The organism is Nonomuraea mesophila (assembly GCF_004352805.1).
Lineage (GTDB): Bacteria > Actinomycetota > Actinomycetes > Streptosporangiales > Streptosporangiaceae > Nonomuraea > Nonomuraea longispora.
The window spans coordinates 38,518-58,773 of sequence record NZ_SMLD01000027.1 but is presented as its reverse complement, the minus strand read 5'-3'; the positions used below and the strand labels follow the sequence as shown (position 1 = coordinate 58,773).

Below are 20,256 nucleotides of genomic sequence, written 5' to 3'. Positions count from 1 at the left end.
GTCAGGCCTGTTCCTGGTAGTAGCGGGCGGCGCCCGGGTGCAGCTCGACCGGCGCCACCTGCCGGCCCAGCGTGACGTCGAGCTTCTCGGCCTCGGGGTGCACGGCCGTCAGCTCGGCCTTCTTGGCGAACAGGGTCTTGGTGATGTCGTAGGCGAGCTGCTCCTCCATCGACTCGGGCACCAGCAGCAGGTTGGCGATGCCGACGGTCTTGATGGCGCCGGACAGCTTGTAGACGGACAGATCCACATCGAGCGGGACATACTGCTCGCCGTAGGTCGCGCGCATCTTCTCCAGGACGTCGCTGGTGTCGAGCAGCTTCATGTCGGGCTTGCTCGTCGCCAGGTCGGTGATGCCGGCCGTGGGCAGGCCGCCGACCCAGAAGAACGCGTCGATGGTGCCGTCCTTGGCGGCCTGCACCGACTCGTTGATGGACAGCTGCTGCTTGGTGATGTCGGAGTCGGGGTCGACGCCGGCCGCCTCCAGGATGCGCCTGGCCACGACCTGGGTGCCGGAGTTGGCGGGCCCGAGCGAGACGCGCTTGCCCTTCAGGTCGGCGACCTTGGCCGCCTCGGTGCCGGGAGCGACCACGACGTGGGCGTAGTTGTCGTAGATGCGGGCGATCGCCTTGATGGGCTGCTTGGCGGTGAAGGTGTCCTTGGCGTTGACCGCGTCGGCCGCGGTGTCGGCCTGGGAGAAGCCGATGTCGGCCTTGCCGCCGGCGAGGAGCTTGATGTTCTCGACCGACGCCGAGGTGACGGACGCGGTGGCCTGCGTGTTGGCGATGTTGGACGACAACTGTTTGGCCAGGCCGCCGCCGTAGACGTAGTAGACGCCCGTCGTGCCACCCGTGGCGATCGACAGCCGGTTGCCCGAGCCGCCGCCCGCGCCCCCGCCGCAGCCCGCCACGGCCAGGACGGTCGCTGCGACTATCGCAAGAATCCGCTTCACGCTGGGTCCCTTCTCCTTCTTCTGACCAGATGCACGGCGGCGGCCACGGCCAGCACGGCCAGGCCGGCGACGATGGGGACGGGCTCGAGGAACAGCAGCAGCACCGCGGCCACGCACGCCAGCACCCGCTCGAACCAGCCGGACAGGCCGCCCATCGCCAGGGCCAGGGCGGCCACGGCGACGGCCGAGACCGCGGCCATCAGCAGCACGGTGCCGATCGGCCCCTGCCCGAGCAGCGCCTGCCCGTTGGGCGTCAGCACGAAGGCGAACGGCACCAGGAAGGCCGGCAGCGTGTAGCGCCAGGCCATCATCATCGTGCGGTACGTGTTGCCGCCGGTGATCGCCGCCGCCGCGACCGCCGACAGCGCGGTGGGCGGGCTCACCTCCGACAACACCGCGTAGTAGAAGACGAACATGTACGCCTCGGCCTGCGTCACCCCGAGCGCGGTGAGCGCCGGGCCGATGATGACGGCCGCGATGATGAAGCTCGCGGTCACCGGCACGGCCAGGCCCAGCAGCATGACCGCGACGGCGGACATGAGCGTGGTCAGGATCAGGTGGCCCGCCGCGAAGTCGACGATGATCGCGCTGAGGTTGAGGCCCAGGCCGGTCTGGGTGATGACGCCGACGATGATGCCCGCCGCCGCGCACACGGCCGTCACGGGCAGCACCTCGAGCGCGCCCTTGGCCAGCGACTGGCCCAGGCGCTTCGGCCCCATCCGGTGCCGCGGGTCGAAGAACGACAGCCCGAACGCGACCGCCGTGGCGATCACCACCGCCTGGTACGCCGACCGGTCGAGCGCCATCAGCACGACGATGAGGATCAGCGAGCTGAAGTGGTAGCCGAAGCGCAGCAGCAGCCGGCCCGCCCGGGGCCCGTCGACCTCCACGGCGCGGGTGCCGAAACGGCGCGAGTCGATCTCGATGGCCAGGAAGATGCCCAGGTAGTAGAGCAGGGTCGGGATCGTCGCGTACAGCAGCACCTCGAGGTAGCTGACCCGGAGGTATTCGGCGATGATGAACGCAGCCGCGCCGAGCGTGGGCGGCGACAGGATGGCGCCGATGCCGCTGGCGGCCAGGATGCCGCCGGCCGGTTCCTTCGGGTAGCCGGCCCGCCGCAGCACCGGCCAGGCGACGCTGCCGAGGCTGACCGTGGTGGCCACGCCCGAGCCCGACACGGTGCCGAGCAGGAAGCCCGCGGTGGCGACGGTGCGGCCGGGCGCCGAGCGGGACCTGCGGAAGGCGGCGAAGCTCAGGTCGATGAAGAACCGGCTCGCGCCCGAGAAGTCCAGCACGGCGCCGTAGATGGTGAACAGGATGATGTAACTCGCGGCCACCTGCATCGGGACGCCGAAGAAGCCCTCCGTGCCGGTGTAGAGCTGCGAGACGATCTGGCTGAGATCGAAGCCCCGGTGACCGATGGTCCAGTCGATCGGCAGCCATGAGCCGTAATGGGCATAGAACAGGAAGATGAGGCAGATGACGCTCAGCGTCATGCCGACGGTCCGGCGTACCGCCTCCAGCAGCAGCACCGTCAGCGCCAGCCCGGCCACGATGTCGAGCTCCGTCAGCGCCGCGCCCGAGCCCCGGTCGCGGAAGTCGTCGATGGCGGCCAGCGGATAGAGCAGGACGGCGAGCGAGGCCGCGGCCAGCACCCAGTCCATGACGCTCGGCCGCTCCGACCGCAGCGCGCCCGCCTTGGCCTCGGACGGCCGCACGTCGGGAGCCTCGGACGGCCGCACGTCGGAAGCCTCGGGCGGGTGCGAGCCGGCATCGGATTCGGGCGGCTGCGCGCCGGTGCCGGGCTCGGGCGGTGTGGCGCCGGCGGAGGTGCGGCCGATCGCGGACAGGCGGTCGTCGGCCCGGCGGTGCCGGGTCCGCCACTCCAGCCGCAGCAGCCACGCCTTCCGCCGCAGGAACTCCGATAGGCCCGAGCGGTAGCAGACGAACACCAGCGGCAGCGCCACGGCCAGGAACGTCATCCGGTGCTGCAGCGCCTCGACCGGCCGGAACACCACCATCAGCGAATAAGCCGACAACAGTCCGCCGAGGACCCACACGCCGAGCCGGAGGGCGCCGCCGAGCCGACGTGCCGGGCGTTCCTGTTCGTGCGCGGAGACCAGGTCGGCCTCGCGGTCGCTCAGCTCGGTCAAGTCGTCCTCCCGACACGGCGCGTTGCACGGACTGTACGAGTCCCCTAGTTGATCTGGGAAGAGCCCGTTACCTATTTGGTTTCCGAGATCAGTACAAGGGGCGCGAAGCGGCCGCGAGCTGTTCGACGGGCACGTCACCGGCCTGACTGCCGTCCCGCCGCCGCACCGCGACCCCGCCGGCCGCCGCCTCCCGGGGCCCCACGACGAGCTGGTACGGCACCAGCCGGTGCGCCCGGATCCGCGCCCCGAGACTGCCCCGGCCCGCCGCCACCAGCTCCGCCCGCAGCCCGGCGGCCAGGCAGCGCCGCAGCACCGACTCGGCGGCGGGCTGCTCGGTGTCGGACAGCGGCAGCACCACGGCCTGCACGGGCGCCAGCCAGGCGGGGAACGCGCCGCCGTGCACCTCGATGAGGTGCGCGACCAGGCGCTCGATGCCGCCCACGACGCTGCGGTGCACCATGACGGGCCGCTCGCCGCCGGCGTAGCTCAGGTCGAAGCGTTCCGGCTGGAAGTAATCGACCTGGACGGTGGACAAAGTGGACTCGCGGCCCGCCGGGTCGGTGATCTGAATGTCGATCTTCGGCCCGTAGAAGGCGCCCTCGCCCCGCTCCTCGTCGTAGTCGCGCCCGCGCTCCTTCAGCACCTCGCGCAGCACCGCCTCGGAGCGGGCCCACATGGCGGGGTCGTCCACGAACTTGGCGCCGTCGCCGCGCAGCGACAGCCGGTAGCGGGCGGCCCTGATGCCGAGCTGGGCGTGCGCGGCCTCGATCAGGTCGAGTGAGGCCGACACCTCGGCGGCGGCCTGCTCGGGAGCGCAGAAGACGTGGCCGTCGTTGAGCTGGATGGCGCGCACCCTGGTCAGCCCGCCGAGCACGCCGGACAGCTCCGAGCGGTACATCCCGCCCAGCTCCGCCAGGCGCAGCGGCAGCTCGCGGCGGCTGCGCCCGCGCGAACGGTAGATGAGCGCGTGATGCGGGCACAGGCTGGGCCGCAGCACGAACTCCTCGCCGCCGACGTTCATGGGCGGGAACATGTCCTCGGCGTAGTGGGCCCAGTGCCCCGATCGTTCGTACAGCTCCCGCTTGCCGAGCACGGGGGAGTTGACGTGCTGGTAGCCGTTGCGGCGTTCGAGCTCGTACACGTAGTCCTCGATGGCCTTGCGCACGGCCGCGCCCGCCGGCAGCCAGCAGGGCAGGCCGGAGCCGATCAGCGGGTCGGTGTCGAAGATGCCCAGCTCGCGGCCGAGCCTGCGGTGGTCGTTGCGGTGGTCGTTCATGATCGTCCTTTGCATGGAAAGGGCGAACGACCGCTACTCCCGGGCGTTCGCCCGGGAGCATGGAATCAGCGCGCCTGGACGAGGTCCGGCGTCGTCGTGACGAGTGCGCGCTGCATGGGATCACCGTAACATCCGGCGCGGCGGCGAAGAAAACTTTCAAGCCGGGTCCAAGGAATGGCAAATGATATAAAGAGCCGGTGGCCGAGATCACCCTGGACGTCCGCCAGCTGCAGGTGTTCGCGGAGGTCGGCTACCAGGTCGCCGGGGGTGGCGGCGCGTACGCCGCGATGGCGGCGCTGCGCCGCGTGGTTCCGCTCGACGCCTACGAGTTCGTCGCCTACGACCCCGCCACCGGGCGGCACCAGAGCGTCGTGTCCGACGGTCACCCGCGCATCGACCGCGACGCGGCGGAGGAGTACGCCGGGCTGGAGGTCTACCGCAGGGCGCTGGCCACCAGGGCGCCGGTCGGCATGCCGGAGCCGGGCACCGAGCGCTATTTCCGGCGCCATCTTGCCCCCTACGGGTGGCGTTCCGGGCTGACCACGCCGCTGTTCCTCGGCGGCGACCGCTACACCGGGCTGCTGCACCTGGTCTCCCGCGGCGCCTTCCCGCGCCGCGCGAAGGCGCTCGTCGCCGCCGCGAGCCCCATGCTGGCCCACGTCACCGACCTGACCCGCTGCGTCATCGACCCGGTGGGGCTGCCGCCCGGCTTCCGCGCGGTCGCCTTCGACCGGCTCGGCACCCGCCGCGAGGTGCCGGGGCACGAGCTCTCGCCCGCGCTGTGGGACGACCCGGCGATGGCCGCCTTCGCCCGCGCGTTCATCGACTCGCGCGAGCTGAGCCGGCACGGGCTCTGGCACGACGGTGCCGGCGGGTGGCACGAGCTGCGCCTGCTCAGGGCGGGCGTCGGGTTCCAGGGCACGCTTCAGGGCGCCGTCGCCGCCGAGCGCCCGTGCCCGCTGCCCTACGACCTCACCGGCCGGGAGGTGGACGTGCTCACCAGGGTTGCCGCGGGCGACTCCAACCCGCAGATCGCCGCCGCGCTCGTGCTCAGCGTCCGCACGGTCACCACTCACCTGGAGCACATCTTCGCCAAGCTGGGCTGCGACAGCCGCACCCGCCTCACCACCAAGGCCCTCGCCGAGGGGTTGTGCCGACTCGACGTGCGCGGCGCGGCCGGGCGGTAAAGAAGTGGCGATCGCCGGGGCGCCGTGGAAGGGTGATCGCCGTGCAGGACGACGTCCACCGCTACAACCGCGAACGCTGGGAAGCCCTGGTGGAGGCGGATGCGCTGTTCACCCGGCCCATGCTCGGCCTGGACGCGGACGCGGCCCGCGCCTATCTGGGCCTTGAGCGGCTGGGCCTGCCCGGCGACCTGGCGGGCAGGAAGGTGCTCTGCCTGGCGGGGGGAGGAGGGCAGCAGTCCGCGGCCTTCGCCCTGCTCGGAGCCGACGTGACGGTGCTCGACATCTCCCCTGGGCAACTGGCGCGCGACCGCTCGGCCGCCGAGCACCACGGCGTCGCCATCCGCACCGTCCAGGGGGACATGCGCGACCTGTCGGTCCTCGGTGACGCCTCGTTCGACCTGGTCTGGCATCCGTACTCGCTGACGTTCGTCCCCGACTCCCGGATCGTCTTCCGTGAGGTCGCGAAGGTCGTCGCCACGGGCGGCCACTACTACCTGATGTGCGCCAACCCGTTCTTCGCCGGGCTCACGCACGAGTCGTGGAACGGGGAGGGTTACACGCTGCGGCAGCCCTACGCCGATGAGGTCATGACCAGCTATCCCGACCAGGAGTGGGTCTACGACCGCACACCGCCGGGCCGCGCCGTCCCCGCGCCGAGGGAGTACACCCAGACGTTGGGCCGGATCGTCGCCGCCCTGACCGGGGAGGGTTTCGTGCTGAGGTTTCTCTCCGAGGTCCGCGGCGACCGCCGCGACGCCGAACCGGGAAGCTGGGAGCACTTCATGACGGTGGCGCCGCCCTGGCTCGAACTCGTCTGGCAGCACCACCCCGCAGTCCCCGGAAACTGAGGGGATCGTTCCGAAGCCGGAGCCTAGACGGCCAGTCCCGCGGCCACGCGGCCCTGGAGCAGCTCGAACCAGACGGTCGTGGACCCGTCCTCGCGGGTGAAGCCCCACCGGTGGCTGAGCGCCTCGATCAGCGGCAACCCCCGGCCGCTGGTCGCCTGCGCACTCGTACGGCACACGCACGGAGGCCCCTCCGACCCCGCGTCCGCCACGAACACCCGCACCAGCGTGTCCGAGCGCGTCACGGTCACCGTGAACGACCCGCCGGCGCCGGACCGGCTGTGCAGCACCGCGTTCGTGGCCAGCTCGCTGGTGAGCAGCACGACGTCGTCGTGGAGGGGGTGGTCGCGGCCGAGCGCGTCCGTCACGAGGCTTCTGGCCCTGGACACCTGGGAGGGGCTTCCCGGCAGCCTGGCCACGAGGTCGTGCCCGGCGGGCGGATCGCTCTGCTCGGTCCCATCGACGCGGTGCAAGTCCGGCGCTGCCACGGCGACCTCCCCCAAAATCCGGTGACCTTATGAGACGCGCCAGAGGGGTGCTGGAGATTATCGCGAAAAGGTAGGAATGGGCTTTCCCAAGGTCGCCTGCGCTGTGTCCCACGGCGACCGAGTACGCTGCGATCGACGAGTCGTCCATACCCCGGGGGGAGCGGAGCGTGCGAGGAGGTGGCGTGAGCAGCCTGGAGGCCGTCTGGGTGCGGCCGTTCGACCGGCCGGGCGCGGCGGTCGTGACCGGCGTCTTCGACATCCTGCACGTGGGTCATGTGCGCTATCTGGGGGCGGTGGCCGAGCGCGGCCTGCCGCTGGTCGTCGGCGTCGAGGACGATCCGCGGGTGCGGGCGTGGAAAGGCCCGAGCCGGCCGCTCAACCCGGCGGCCGAACGCGCCGAGGTGCTGGCGGCGCTGCGCTTCGTGACCGGGGTGTTCATCGTGACGGGGCCGCCCGAGGCGCACGGTCCTGAGGACTACATCGACCTGCTCGCCCCGATGCGGCCCGGCGCGCTGGCGCACACGACGGGCGACCCGCACGCGGGCGCGCGGGCGGCCGCGGCGGCGATCCTCGGGGCGGAGTGCTGGGAGATGGACGCCGTTCCTGGCCGCTCGACCACCCGCATCGTCAACGCGGCGGGCAAGGGCTGACCACCCGGCCCCTCGATCAGATCTGCTTCCACGCCCGGACCGGGCACCCGGCCAGGCATGTCGCGGGGGTCGCGTGCCATGATCGCGTAATCTTGGCTGTCATGACGGGCGACCTCGTGGCGAGACAGGTGACCAACCTGCTGGCACCGCAGGTGCTGGTCATCGTCATGCCGCCGGTCGTGGGCCTGCTCGCGCAGGGCTGGAGCGGCGCGGCGTGGGGACTGGTCGCCTCGGCGTTCTGCGGCGGCGTGCCGGCGGCGGTGATCGCTGTCGGGGTGCGCTCGGGACGGCTCGACTCGCACCACATCGTCGACCGCGCCCGCCGTACACGCCCGCTGCTGGCCGCGGTGGCGGCCGTGCTGGTGGCGCTGGCGCTGCTGGTCCTCATGGGCGCGCCGACGCTGCTCGTCGCCACCGTGACGGCGATGCTGGCCGCGCTGGCGGTGACCGTGCCGATCACGCTGCGCTGGAAGATCTCCTTCCATGCCGCCGTCTGCGCGGGCACGGTGGTGGTGTTCGCCCACGTGCTGCCCTCCTGGCCGGCCGCCGTCGCCGGGGCCGCCGTCGTGGCGCTGGTGTGCTGGGCCAGGGTGCGCCTGACGCACCACACCTGGCCGCAGGTGGTGGCGGGCACGGCGGTGGGGGCGCTGGTGACGTGGGCCACGCTGGCCGCGTTCGGCCTGGGGTGATCACGGAATAGCGGGGTGCGCGCGGCGGTTGCCGCGAGCATGGATGCCACGAAACGCGGCCGGGTACGCGTCGAGCGCACGGCCAAACGGGTGCGGACCTACCTCGGAGGCCGGGCGGTGGCCGACACCACCTCCGCCCTGCTGGTGTGGGAGGTTCCCTACTATCCGGCCTACTACTTCCCGCAGGCGGACGTCGACGGGTCGGCGCTCAAGCCGACCGGCACGTCCGGGCACTCGCCGAGCAGGGGCGACGGCCTGGTGCACACGGTCACCGCGGGCGCCAAGGAGGCTCCCGGCGCGGCGCTGGTCTACCGCGACTCCCCGCTGGAGGAGATCAGCGGCCACGTCCGCTTCGAGTGGGACGCCATGGACGCCTGGTTCGAGGAGGACGAGGAGGTCTTCTTCCACCCGCGCGACCCGTACACCCGGGTGGACATCCTCCCGAGCTCGCGGCACGTGCGGGTCGAGGTGGACGGGGTGACCGTGGCCGACTCCCGCAGCCCGCACATCCTCTTCGAGACGGGGCTGCCGGCTCGCTACTACCTGCCGAAGCCGGACGTACGGCTCGACCTGCTGGAGCCGACCGGCACGGTCACGCACTGCCCGTACAAGGGGTCGGCCGAATACTGGTCGGTCAACGGCAAGGAGGACCTCGCCTGGTCCTACCGGACACCGCTGCCCGAGAGCGAGCGGATCGCCGGGCTGGTCGCCTTCTACGACGAGAAGCTCGACATCTACCTCGACGGCGAGCTGCAGGAGCGTCCCAAGACCAAGTTCGCGTGAGTTGACAGGTCGTCACCCCGTACAACACCCTTTCACTAGTTGATTAGTGAAAGGGTGTTGTCGTGATCGACTTTCAGCTCGACCGAGGGTCGGGGGTGTCGACGTACCTGCAGCTCGTCCACCAGGTCAGGCAGGCGCTGAGGCTCGGCACGCTGCGGCCCGGTGACCAGCTGCCGACCGCGCGCGAGGTGGTCGAGCGCCTGGCCATCAACCCCAACACCGTGCTCAAGGCCTACCGCGAGCTGGAGCGCGAGGGGCTGGTCGAGGGGCGGCCCGGCATGGGGACGTTCGTGCGCCGGGGGATCGCGGGCCCGACGCTCGCCGAGCACACCAGGCTGAGGCGCGGCCTGGAGGAATGGGTGCGCGAGGCCCGGGCCGCGGGGCTCGACCAGGACGACCTGCGGGCGCTGTTCACCGTGGTCCTGGCCGACGCCGCCAAGGAGGGGGCGGCATGAGGCCCGCGCTCGAGGTGACCGGGCTCGGCGTGCGTTACCGCCGCACATGGGCGCTGCGCGACTGCTCGCTGGCGGTCCCGGCCGGGCGGGTGGCCGCGCTCGTGGGGCCGAACGGCGCGGGCAAGTCCACGCTCATGCACGCCGCCGTCGGGCTGGTGCGGCCGGCGCGGGGGAGCGTCGGCGTGGCGGGCGAGGTGGCGTTCGTGGCTCAGGACAAGCCGCTGTACGAAGGCTTCACCGTCGCCGAGATGCTCTCCTTCGGCCGCAGGACGAACACCCGCTGGGACGATCAGGGCGCACGCGACCGGCTCGGCGCGCTCGGCATCCCGCTGGACCGGAAGGCGGGACGCCTGTCGGGCGGGCAGCGCGCCCAGGTGGCGCTCACGCTGGCGCTGGCCAGGCGGCCCGACCTGCTCGTGCTGGACGAGCCGCTGGCCAACCTCGACCCCCTCGCCAGGCACGACGTGATGCGCACGCTCATGGGAGAGGTGGCCGAGCGGGAGCTGACGGTGCTGCTGTCCTCCCATGTCGTCTCCGACCTGGAGGAGACCTGCGACTGGCTCATCGTGCTCAACGGCGGGCGGCTGCAGGTCAGCGGCGACATCGAGGACCTGCTGGCCGGTCACCTTGTGCTCACGGGCCCCGCCGGGCCGTCCGGGGCGCCGCCGGCGCAGCCGTCCGGCGGGGCGGTGCTGGTGGGCGGCGGCCAGGCGGGACGGCAGGTCACGCTGCTCGTACGCGGCACGCCCGCGCTCGACCCGCGCTGGCAGGCACGGCCGGCGGGGCTGGAGGAGCTGGTCATGGCCTACCTGCGCAGCCCCGAGTCGGCCGCCCTGCCAGGGCTCGCGGGGGTGGGCGCGTGATCTGGCTGACCTGGCGCCAGCACCGGGCGCACCTCCTGGTGACGGCCGGCTTCCTCGCGCTGCTGGGGCTGCTCCTGCTGGGCTCCGCCGTGGAGGCCAGGCTGTACGTCGCCGGCCATGCCCCGCCCGGCTGCCCCGGCCCCGGCGTGGCGTGCGCGGACCTGGAGGTGGCGCTGGGCCGGCGCTACGACGCGGTCTACTCGGTGTTCGGCTGGATGCCGCTGGTGCTGCCCGCGCTGATCGGCGCGTTCTGGGGAGCGCCCCTGCTCGGCCGCGAGTACGAGCGCGGCACCCACCGGCTCGCCTGGACCCAGTCCGTGCCCGCGTGGCGGTGGCTGGCCGTCAAGCTGTCGGTGCTGGGCGGGGCCGTCGTGGCGGGCGGTCTGGTGCTGTCGCTCATGGTGAGCCTGTGGCGGCCGGTGTTCAGGGACGGGATCGACTCGTCGTTCGGGAACATCGGCGTCTTCAACATGGTGGGGGTGGCGCCCGCCGCGTGGTGGTTGTTCGCGTTCATGCTCGGCACCGCGGCGGGGGCCTTCTTCCGGCGTACGCTCCCGGCGATGGCGTTGTCCGTGGCCGCGGTGGCGGCGACCATGTTCACGCTGTTCGGGCTCAGCGACCACTACGCCGAGCCCGCGCGCGTGGAGCTGGCCGGCACGGTGGTCCTCGGCGACCCCGACGCCCGGCTGGTCCGCGCGTCGTGGGTCGACCCGTCAGGGCGGGAGGTGGCCGAGCCGGGCGCCGCGAGCGGCTGCCCGCGCCGGGTGGACCATGGGCGCGGCAGCCGCAACGCGGAGGCGTGGCAGGCGTGCCTGTTCGGCAAGGGCTACCGGTACGCGGTGTACTACCATCCGCCGTCCCGGTTCTGGCGTTTCCAGTGGACGGAGGCGGGCATTCTGGTGCTCGTCTCGGCGGCCCTCGCCGGCCTCACCGTCCGCCGCACCCTCCGTCACACCGCCTGAGCTCAGGAGGAGGGACGCGCCGGGCGGTTCAGGTGATCAGGCGGGCGAGCACCCGGGTGCCGAACTCCAGCCCCTCCACCGGCACCCGCTCGTCCTTGCCGTGGAACATCCCGAAGTAGTCGAGGTCCGGCCGGAGCATGAGCGGCGCGAAGCCGTACCCCTTGATGCCGATCCGCGCGAACGACTTCGCGTCCGTGCCCCCGGACATCACGTACGGCACCGGCCGCGCGAGCGGGTCCTCGGCGACGAGCGAGCCCGCCAGCTCGTCGAAGAACGCCGACGGGTACGGCGCGGCGGGCGCGTCCTCCAGGTTGACGAACTCGCGGGTGATCTTCGCCCCGAGCAGCGCGTCCATGGTCTCCAGGAACTCCTCGCGCAGCCCCGGCAGGTAGCGCCCGTCCACGTGCGCCCCGGCGGTCGAGGGCACCACGTTGACCTTGTAGCCGGCGTCCAGCATCGTCGGGTTCGCGGAGTTGCGGATCTGGCCCTTGAACAGGCTGCCGAGCGGGCCGAGGCGGGCGGCCTCCTCGTCCAGGCGGTCGAGGTCGATGCGCTGCCCGGTGATCTCCGACAGGTGCTCGATGAGCGCCGCGACCGGCGGCGTCAGGCGTACCGGCCACTGGTGCGAGGCCACCCGCGACAGGGCGTGCGCGAGCGTCGCGACCGGGTTGTCCACGGCGGGCTTGGATCCGTGGCCGGCCACGCCGTGCGCGGTCAGCGTCATCCAGGCGGTGCCGCGCTCGCCCACCGCGATCGGGTAGACGCGGTGCTCGCCGGAGGCCACGCTGAAGCCGCCCGACTCGCTGATCGCCTCCGTCACGCCGTCGAACAGCTCACGGTGCTCGGTCACGGCGTGCCGCGAGCCGAAGTCGCCCGTGGCCTCCTCGTCGGCGAGGAACGCCAGCACCAGGTCCCGCTTCGGGCGCACCCCCCGCGCCACCAGGTCGAGCACGGTCGCGAGCGTCATCGCGCACGAGCCCTTCATGTCGACCGCGCCCCGGCCGTACACGCAGCCGTCCACGATCTCGCCGGAGAACGGATGCATCCGCCACTCCGCCGGGTCGGCGGGCACGACGTCGAGGTGGCCGTGGATGAGCAGCGCGTCGGGGGAGTCGCCGTCGATCCTGGCGACGACGGTGGTCCGCTTCGGCGCCGACTCGAACACCACAGGCTCCAGCCCGGCGTCGGCCAGCAGGGTGGCGACGTACTCGGCGGCGGGCCGCTCACCCGAACCCGGATTGGTGGTGTCGAACCTGATCAGATCCGAGCAGATCTCGGCAACGCTCTTCATGCTCTCCCCTTAAGCGTCAACGGCGGCACCTCGGGCGTCTCCAGGTCGAAGATCAGCCCGTAGAAGGCCAGCTCGGCCTCCAGCACCGCGACGATGGTCTCTTCCCTGCGCCAGCCGTGCTGCTCGCCAGGGAACGTCAGCAGGGCCCACGGTCTGCCGTGCCGGTCCAGCTCGGCGGTGAACCGCTCGGCCTGCCCGACGTCCACGATCGCGTCCTCCAGGCCGTGCAGCATCAGGCACGGGCCGGACGCGCGGGCGGCGTTCAGCAGCGGCGAACGTTCGGTGTAGCGCTGCCGCGTCTCGGGCAGCGGCCCCACCAGGCCGTCGAGGTAGCGGGACTCGAAGTCGTGCGTCTCCGCGGCCCAGCTCTCCGGATCGGTGATCGCGTAGTGCGCGACCCCGCCCGCGAACACGTCGCTGTGGACGAGCGCCGCCACCGTCGTCCAGCCCCCTGCGCTGCCGCCGCGCACGGCGATCCTCGACGCGTCGGCCCGGCCCAGCTCCACCAGGCCGCGGGCCACCTTGGCGCAATCCTGCACGTCGACCACGCCCCACTGGTGGCGCAGCCGCTCCCGGTAGGCCCGGCCGTAGCCGGTCGAGCCGCCGTAGTTGACCACGGCCACGCCGATGCCCCTGCTGGTGAAGTACGCGATCTCCAGGTCGAGCACGATCGGCATGTGCCCGGTCGGCCCGCCGTGAACGAAGATCACGTACGGGCTCGGGCCGGTGGCCCCCGACGGCGGGTAGAGGTGCGCGTGCACGTCCTCGATGGTCATGGCCTCCGGCGTGGGCAGCAGGTCCCGGTCCGGCAGCGGCTTGGGCGCCGACACGATCTCGTACGCGCCGTCGAGCCCGACCAGCGCGACCTCCAGCGGTGTGTACGGCGTCGCGCGCACCGCCGCCACCCGGCCGTCCGCCACCGACACGGTCGAGGACCAGTGGGTGGCCGTGCCGCCGATCTCGCGCAGGTCGCCGGTCCCGGGGTCCAGCACGCCCAGGCGGCGGCGGTCGGCGGTGCCGTACACGACGACCAGGTTCCCGTCGTCCGCGAGCGCCATGTACGTCATGCCGGGTTTCCACGCCGCGCCGCCGAACTCCAGCTCCATCGGGGTGAGGTTGCGGGCCGGCCCTCCGCCGGAGGGCACGAGGTGCACGTTCCACCAGCCGGTGGGGTCGGTGACCGCGTACAGGGCGGTGTCGTCGCGCCACTCGGCCTGGGCGACCGACTCGCGCGGGCCGCCCGCCACCACCCGGTGCGGGCCCGCCGTGCCGTCCGGCCGCAGCTCCGCCACGCACAGCTCGGTGCCGTCCCAGGGCATGTTCGGATGGTCCCAGCCGATCCAGGCGACCGAGCGGCCGTCGGGGGAGATCCGCGGGTTCATCAGGAAATGGTGGGCCTTGACGATGACCCTGACCTGGCCGCCGTCCAGCGGCACCGCCACCAGGTCCCGCACGTCGTCCGTCTCCCTGACCGCCCACACCTCCTCACGTCCCGGGGGCAGGTACAGGTCCGCGTAGCGGTACGTACCCACAGGAGTGATCGCCACCGGGGCCCCATCCGCGTCGAGGCGGTAAAGGCGCTGGTCGGCCCAGTTGGTGAAGACGAGGCCGCCGCCGGGCAGCGGGCGCCAGGAGCGGCCGCCGTACTCGACCACCCGGTTGCGCGCGTTCCAGCCGGGCGGCAGGACGTCCACACGGGAGCCGTCGGGCAGGCGGCGCACCACGCAGCGCCGGCCGCCCTCATGCGGGCGCGGCTCGTCCCACCAGACCTCGGTGCCTGAGGGCGTGGCCACGGCTTCCACCCACTGGGGGCCGCCGTCGGTACGGGCTACGTCGATCGGTCGAATACTCATCACGTCACCAATTGCCATTCGTACAGGGTGGAAGGGGGTGTTCGGGTGGGTGGAGGACGTACACGATCCCGCCGCTGCTCCGGCTCCCGAGCCACACCCGCTCGAACGCCGACCGCGGATAGACCCGGCGGACCTCCGCCTCGACCGGCGCGGCGGGATCGTTCACGACGACGTCGCCGCCGGCGGTGAAACCCGTCACGACCAGGATGTGCCCGTTCGTCGAGTAGCCGGCGCCGGGCAGCTCGCCCGCCGTGAACGACTGCGACGTGATCACGGGGATCTCCGCCCGTACGAACCGCTCCAGCTCCGCCGCCGACCGCAGCCGCGTCACGAAGCCGGCCAGGCCGTACCGGCCCGCGTAGGCGACGTTGAACGCCCAGTTGCCGGTGCCCTGGTAGCTCTCGTCGTACACACCCATGGCCGCGTGATCCACCATGGGAGCGGGATCGTCCGCGCCGACCCAGGCCAGCTCGCCCGGATCCGGGCCGCGGTCCCAGAAGCCGAGCACCATGGCCACGGAAGCGGGGCTGCACCAGTTCGCGCCGCCACCGTCCCAGCGGGGGTGGTGCCCGGTGTGCGCGTACTGCGAGTACCGGGGCACCGCCAGCTCGACGGCCCCCGCGTGCGCGGCGGCACGCGCGGGGCGCGGCGCGGCCGGACGACGGGGGAGGGCCGAGGCCATCACGCCCAGGCCGGTGACGTGGGCGCCCTCGCCGTGGCGGGTGATCCGGAGCTGGCAGGCCACGACGGGACGCCGGGCGACGAACGTGTCCACCGCCACGTCGCCGTCCCCGTCGCCCTGGCCGGGGACGGACGTACGGGGCCGGCCGTGCTCGGACCAGCGGCCCATGACGTACCACTTGGTGCGGGTGCCGGACGCCGTCCTGGCGCGCAGCTCGATCTCGATCCAGGCGCCGGGCGGGGTGCGGGCGGTCCACGAGGGGACGAGTTGCGTGGCGGCGAAGCCGATCGGGTGCTCCTCGCCGGTCCAGGTGCCCGGGCCGTCGCCGGGCACCGCGAAGCGGGCGAAGGCCACGGAGGACAGGTCGACGGTGAGCACCACCCATATTGTGCTTTCGCACTCCGTGTCGCACATCGGATGGTTTACGTACCGGCCCGGGGTCGGCGCCGGGGATCCGCGCCCGCCCGTCCGTCCCGAGCGGGCGCGGCGCCGGTGGTCAGAGGTACAGGCCGGTCGAGTCGTTGCCGAAGGAGTGGGGGATCTCACGGCCCGAGCGCAGCGCGTACAGCTCCGCGAGCGTCGCGCCGGAGGGGCCCACGCCCTGCGAGGTGCCGAGCCACGCGATCGCCTCGTCCCGGCTCAGCGACCCCACCTCGAGCTGCGCCAGACAGCGGCCCGGGCGCACGACGGCGGGGTGCAGGCGGGCGAGGTCCTCGTTGGTGGTGATCGCCACGAGCACGTCGCGGCCCTGGCCGAGCAGGCCGTCCGTGAGGTTGAGCAGGCGCGACAGCCCCTGGCCCGCCTGGGCCTTGGCTCCGGCGCTGATCAGCTCGTCGCAGTCCTCCAGGACGAGCAGCCGCCAGCGCTGGGCGTCCTCGTCGGTGTCGTAGCCGACCGCCACCTCCATGAGGTAGCCGGGCTCGTTGAACAGCCGCTCGGGGTCGAGCACGCAGTCGACCTGGCACCAGTCGCGCCACTGCTTGGCCAGCGTGCGCAGCAGCGTGGTCTTGCCGGTGCCCGGCCGCCCGTGCAGGAGGATGAGCCGGCCGTTCACGTCGGAGGGCGTCACGGCCATCAGCTTGCCGAGGGACGCGCGCACCTGGCCGGAGTAGTTGGCGCTGATCTCGTCCCACGACTGGGCCGTGATCGGCCGCTCGGAACGGGTGCCGCCGTGCGTGCCGCGCCACCAGAAGCCCATCTCGACGTGGTCGACGTCCGGCACGGCCTCTTCCGCGCCCTCGATGGTCTCGTGGAGCACCGACTTGGCCAGTTCCTCGCTCACGGCCGTCACGCTGACCGTGGCCGTGCGGTCGCGGTGGCGCACGACGCGCAGGGTCCAGCCGTCGCCGCTGATGAGCCGCGACTCCGGGCCGTCCTCGACCCGCGCCGTGCGCACCACGCGGCCCCCGGCGGGACTGAGCGCGGCCTCGGGGCGTACGCGCTCCAGGTTGGCCAGCCGGGACCAGGGTTGCGCGCCCGTCGCGAACGGCGACAGCGCCAGGGCGTCGATGAGGTCGATGGCGGAGTCGGCGTCGTCGACGCAGATGCTCATCGGCAGCGCCGAGGCGTCCGGGCTGGGGAACGGCACCTCCCTGATCACAGACATATCGGTAATGATCTCCGCGGGGTCGTCGGATGTCGAACGGTTTCCTGGAGGTACGGTGCTCATTCCTTGTCGAGCGTACCCGTCTGCGTGATGAGACCGAGGCCGGGAACGTCGCGCCAGGTGTAGATGAGCGAGTCGCCCCGCAGCTCCAGCACGATGGTGCCGGGGACGCAGCCGCCCTCGTTCTGGCCGAGGGCGAACGTCAGCCGGCTCTGCGCCACCTCGGTCAGCGTGATGGTGCCCCTGCAGTCGTCGTCGCCGTCACGTTCCGACCACTTGGCGGTGGACTCGCCCTCCCTCAGCTCCACCCTGTTCTCGTTGTCGTCGGGGTCCATCGGGTTGGTGCTGGTGGTGCGGCCCCTCCAGTCGCCCTCGAAGCGGGCCGGGATCTTCAGGTTTCGGCCGGGCTGCTCGGACCCTGTGGGTTCGGACGCTGTGGGTTCGGACGCTGTGGGTTCGGACGCTGTGGGCTCGGACCCGGTGGGGGAGGCGTCCGGTGACGGCGAGTCCGACGGGCCGGTCGGCGAGGGGGTGCCGGCGGCCTGCGAGCTCGTGGGAGGGGCGGCCGTGGGAGAGCGGTCACCCGTCACGAACGGCGCGCCGTCGGTGAACAGGGCCGTGGTCGTGGCCGCGGCCAGGGCGACCGCGACCGCCGTCGCGCCGATCAGCCACCCGCGTTTACGGGCGCCCGAGGTCTCGCGGGTGTCCTCCCCGCCGCCCCGCGGCCCGGTGGCAGGGCCGGTGGTGGGCCCGGTGGAGACGAGGGACACCATGAGCTGCTGCGCCGAGGGCCGGCGCGCGGGGTCCTTCGACAGGCAGGACGCGATCGGCTCGCGCAGGCGCGGCGGCAGCGGTGACAGGTCCGGCTCCGCGTGGAGCACCCGGTGCAGCACGGCGGGGACCGTGTCGGCCCCGAACGGGCTCGTGCCCGTGGCGGCGAACACCATGGAGGCCGCCCACGCGAAGACGTCGGAGGCCGCGGTCGCGGGCGTGCCGTTGATCTGCTCGGGTGCCAGGTAGGCGGGCGTGCCGATCAGGCCGGAGGTCATGGTCGCCGCCCCCTCCGCCCTGGCGATGCCGAAGTCGACCACCCGGGGTCCGTCGGGACCGAGCAGCACGTTGGACGGTTTGAAGTCCCGGTGCACGATCCCGGCCGCGTGGATGGCGGCCAGCGCCGTGGCCGTGCCCACCGCCAGGCGTTCCAGGTCGCCGCCGCGCAGCGGGCCGCGATCGCGTACCCGGTCGGACAGGGAGGGGCCGTCGACGTACTCGCTGACCACGTAGGGACGCGGGCCGCTGGTGGAGACGTCGAGCACCCGCGCCGTGCAGAAGGAGGCGATGCCCGCCAGGGCGTCGAGCTCCCGCGCGAGCCTGGCCCTGGTCTCGGGGTCGCCGGTGCCGAGCAGCTTGACGGCGACCTGCTCTCCGGAGGCGGAGTGGGCGAGGTAGACCACGCCCTGACCGCCCTCGCCGAGCCGGCCGGCCAGGCGGTAGTCGCCCAGTGAGGCCGGGTCGTCCGGTGTCAGGGGGGTCACCATGGGCGATACGTTACCGTCGTCCAGCACGCGGCAAAGATCCCTTCGCCATGCGAAAGCCAAGATCGCCCGGTACCTTGGACCGTTGGTCAAATCACTCCTTAGGCGGAGGTATCAGGGGAAGTGTCGAAGATCACGGTCCGCGAACGGGCGCGGTACTGGTTCGACAACACCATGACCAGGGGAACGGCGTCGCTGATCGGCTGGCTGGCCCTGGTGTCGCTCGCGCTCATCGTCGTGGTCACGGTGCTGACGCTCTGGCTCGCGCCCAACGAGCCGGAGGGCGTGACCGGTCCTGGACACGTGCTCTGGCTCGCGCTCATGCACGCGCTCAGCCCCGGCAAGATCTCCAGCGACGAAGGTTCGACGGCCTACATGACGGTGATGTTCGCCGGCTCGCTCGGCGGCATCTTCATCGTCAGCATGCTCGTCGGTCTGCTCTCCAACGGGCTCAAGCAGAAGGTCGACCGCCTGCGCAAGGGCCGTTCGCGGATCGTCGAGTCCGGCCACACGGTGGTGCTCGGCTGGTCCGACCAGATCTCCACGATCGTGGCCGAGCTGGCCAAGGCGCAGGCCAGCGAGCGCAGCTCGGTGATCGCCATCCTGGCGGAGCAGGACAAACCGGAGATGGAAGAGCAGATTCGCGAGCAGGCCGGGGACCTGGGGAAAACGCGCATCGTCTGCCGCACCGGGCGCCCCACCGAGCCGCACGACCTCGACCTGATGAACCTGGGGGCGGCCCGCTCCGTCGTCGTGCTCTCGCCCGAGCGCGAGGACCCCGACGCCCACGTCATCAAGATCCTGCTCGCGCTGGCCAAGCGCGAGGGCGTGCACCCGCCGGCCGTCGCGGCGCTGGCCTCCAGCCGCAACATGGCCGCCGCCCGCCTGGCCGGCGGGGACGAGGTGCACCTGGTCGACTCCGACGACACCGCCTCCCGGCTCATCGTGCAGTCCTCGCGTCAGTCCGGCATGTCCGTGGTCTGCATGGACCTGCTCAACTTCGACGGCGGCGAGATCTACCTGCGCACCCCGAAGAAGCTCGTCGGCGTCACGTACGGCGAGGCGCTGCACGCGTACCAGACCGCCTCCCTGATCGGCCTGCGCCGGCCGTCCGGCGTCGTGCTGAACCCGCCGGGCGACACCGTCATCAACGCCCACGACCAGGTCGTCGTCATCGCGCACGACGACTCCCACGTACGGCTCGCCGCCGGCATGCCGTCCATCGAGGACGGCGCCATCGTGGAGGCCGAGTCCCCGCCCGCCGAGCCGGAGCGCACGCTGCTGCTCAACTGGAACGGCAGGGCCGAGCAGATCGTCCGCTACCTCGACGGGTACGTCGCCCCCGGCGCGGTCCTGGAGATCGCCTCCGACCACCCCAAGGCCGGCACAGGCCTGGCCGGCCTGCGCAACCTCACCGTCAACGTCAAGGACTGCGACACCACCGACCGCTACGCGCTCGAATCGCTCGGCGTCGGCCTCTTCCAGCACGTCATCGTGCTCAGCGACGACCGTTTCGACCCGCGCCACTCCGACACGCGCACGCTCATGACGCTGCTGCAGCTCCGCGACATGCAGAAGGTGCTCGGCGAGCGCTACTCGATCGTCAGCGAGATGCACGACGAGAACAACCGCTCGCTGGCCGAGGTCACCCAGGCCGACGACATCGTCATCAGCGACACCGTCATCGGCCTGCTCCTCGCCCAGCTCGCCGAGAACCGGCACCTGGCGGACGTGTTCGCCTACCTGTTCGACTCGCGCGGCTCGGAGATCTACCCGCGCCCCGCCGCCTCGTACATCAGGACGGGGGCGAAGGTCTCCTTCTCCACGGTCGTGGAGTCCGCCAGGCGCAGGGGCGAGACGGCCATCGGCTACCGCAAGAACACGGCGAGGAACGACCCCCCGCACTACGGCATCGTCCTCAACCCGGACAAGACGGAGCCCATCGTCCTGGAGGAGGCGGACTCGGTGATCGTGCTCGCCGAACGCTGA

The 20,256-nt window shown here is 72.2% G+C and carries 18 protein-coding genes; 9 read left to right on the top strand and 9 right to left on the bottom strand.

Annotated elements, in window-relative coordinates; genetic code table 11:
- Position 1 precedes the first annotated feature (1 nt).
- The 3 genes from E1295_RS50080 to thrS all read right to left on the bottom strand — a co-directional run bounded on the left by E1295_RS50080 (position 2) and on the right by thrS (position 4,378).
- Positions 2-949, bottom strand: coding sequence for a TAXI family TRAP transporter solute-binding subunit (locus tag E1295_RS50080; protein WP_220448684.1), 948 nt, complete (start codon positions 947-949; stop codon positions 2-4).
- Positions 946-3,102 (bottom strand): TRAP transporter permease, encoded by a 2,157-nt coding sequence (locus E1295_RS50075; protein ID WP_220448683.1) that lies wholly within the window; start codon positions 3,100-3,102, stop codon positions 946-948. The genes E1295_RS50080 and E1295_RS50075 overlap by 4 nt, the downstream gene beginning before the upstream one ends.
- A gap of 88 nt (positions 3,103-3,190) precedes the next feature.
- On the bottom strand, positions 3,191-4,378 hold the full coding sequence (gene thrS, locus E1295_RS13395; protein WP_132630589.1) for a threonine--tRNA ligase: 1,188 nt from the start codon (positions 4,376-4,378) through the stop codon (positions 3,191-3,193).
- 197 nt (positions 4,379-4,575) lie between these two features.
- Here thrS and E1295_RS13390 point away from each other — a divergent pair, with 197 nt between their 5' ends.
- Positions 4,576-5,565 carry a helix-turn-helix transcriptional regulator gene (locus tag E1295_RS13390; protein WP_132630588.1) on the top strand — a complete coding sequence of 330 codons (990 nt, stop codon included), beginning with the start codon at positions 4,576-4,578 and terminating at the stop codon, positions 5,563-5,565.
- 41 nt (positions 5,566-5,606) lie between these two features.
- On the top strand, positions 5,607-6,413 hold the full coding sequence (locus tag E1295_RS13385) for a class I SAM-dependent methyltransferase (protein WP_132630587.1): 807 nt from the start codon (positions 5,607-5,609) through the stop codon (positions 6,411-6,413).
- 23 nt (positions 6,414-6,436) lie between these two features.
- Here the strand turns inward: E1295_RS13385 and E1295_RS13380 are convergent, their stop codons facing one another.
- Positions 6,437-6,898: an ATP-binding protein gene (locus E1295_RS13380; protein WP_132630586.1), complete on the bottom strand. Its 462-nt coding sequence runs from the start codon at positions 6,896-6,898 to the stop codon at positions 6,437-6,439.
- Positions 6,899-7,080: 182 nt separating this feature from the next.
- Here E1295_RS13380 and E1295_RS13375 point away from each other — a divergent pair, with 182 nt between their 5' ends.
- The 6 genes from E1295_RS13375 (at position 7,081) to E1295_RS13350 (ending at position 11,300) form a co-directional block, all read left to right on the top strand.
- On the top strand, positions 7,081-7,548 hold the full coding sequence (locus tag E1295_RS13375; RefSeq protein ID WP_132630585.1) for an adenylyltransferase/cytidyltransferase family protein: 468 nt from the start codon (positions 7,081-7,083) through the stop codon (positions 7,546-7,548).
- A 101-nt stretch (positions 7,549-7,649) separates the two neighbouring features.
- Entirely contained in the window at positions 7,650-8,237 is a 588-nt protein-coding gene (locus tag E1295_RS13370; protein ID WP_132630584.1) for a hypothetical protein, read from the top strand.
- A 39-nt stretch (positions 8,238-8,276) separates the two neighbouring features.
- Entirely contained in the window at positions 8,277-9,020 is a 744-nt protein-coding gene (locus E1295_RS13365) for a DUF427 domain-containing protein (RefSeq protein WP_132630583.1), read from the top strand.
- A gap of 62 nt (positions 9,021-9,082) precedes the next feature.
- Positions 9,083-9,475, top strand: a complete 393-nt coding sequence (locus E1295_RS13360) for a GntR family transcriptional regulator (RefSeq protein ID WP_132597728.1) — start codon at positions 9,083-9,085, stop codon at positions 9,473-9,475.
- Positions 9,472-10,338, top strand: coding sequence for an ABC transporter ATP-binding protein (locus E1295_RS13355; protein ID WP_132630582.1), 867 nt, complete (start codon positions 9,472-9,474; stop codon positions 10,336-10,338). The genes E1295_RS13360 and E1295_RS13355 overlap by 4 nt, the downstream gene beginning before the upstream one ends.
- Positions 10,335-11,300 (top strand): ABC transporter permease, encoded by a 966-nt coding sequence (locus E1295_RS13350; protein ID WP_132630581.1) that lies wholly within the window; start codon positions 10,335-10,337, stop codon positions 11,298-11,300. Before E1295_RS13355 ends, E1295_RS13350 begins: the two co-directional genes overlap by 4 nt.
- A 28-nt stretch (positions 11,301-11,328) precedes the next feature.
- Here the strand turns inward: E1295_RS13350 and E1295_RS13345 are convergent, their stop codons facing one another.
- The 5 genes from E1295_RS13345 to E1295_RS50855 all read right to left on the bottom strand — a co-directional run bounded on the left by E1295_RS13345 (position 11,329) and on the right by E1295_RS50855 (position 18,270).
- Positions 11,329-12,591, bottom strand: coding sequence for a M20/M25/M40 family metallo-hydrolase (locus E1295_RS13345; protein WP_132630580.1), 1,263 nt, complete (start codon positions 12,589-12,591; stop codon positions 11,329-11,331).
- Complete coding sequence (locus E1295_RS13340) at positions 12,588-14,444, bottom strand: dipeptidyl-peptidase 5 (protein ID WP_132630579.1); 1,857 nt, start codon at positions 14,442-14,444, stop codon at positions 12,588-12,590. Before E1295_RS13340 ends, E1295_RS13345 begins: the two co-directional genes overlap by 4 nt.
- Before the next feature lie 4 nt (positions 14,445-14,448).
- Positions 14,449-15,504 carry a C39 family peptidase gene (locus E1295_RS13335; protein WP_246080016.1) on the bottom strand — a complete coding sequence of 352 codons (1,056 nt, stop codon included), beginning with the start codon at positions 15,502-15,504 and terminating at the stop codon, positions 14,449-14,451.
- Positions 15,505-15,622: 118 nt separating this feature from the next.
- Positions 15,623-16,732, bottom strand: a complete 1,110-nt coding sequence (locus E1295_RS13330; protein ID WP_132630578.1) for a DUF5925 domain-containing protein — start codon at positions 16,730-16,732, stop codon at positions 15,623-15,625.
- A 59-nt stretch (positions 16,733-16,791) separates the two neighbouring features.
- Entirely contained in the window at positions 16,792-18,270 is a 1,479-nt protein-coding gene (locus E1295_RS50855; protein WP_246080015.1) for a serine/threonine-protein kinase, read from the bottom strand.
- Between the two features lie 120 nt (positions 18,271-18,390).
- Here E1295_RS50855 and E1295_RS13320 point away from each other — a divergent pair, with 120 nt between their 5' ends.
- Complete coding sequence (locus E1295_RS13320; protein ID WP_132630577.1) at positions 18,391-20,256, top strand: CASTOR/POLLUX-related putative ion channel; 1,866 nt, start codon at positions 18,391-18,393, stop codon at positions 20,254-20,256.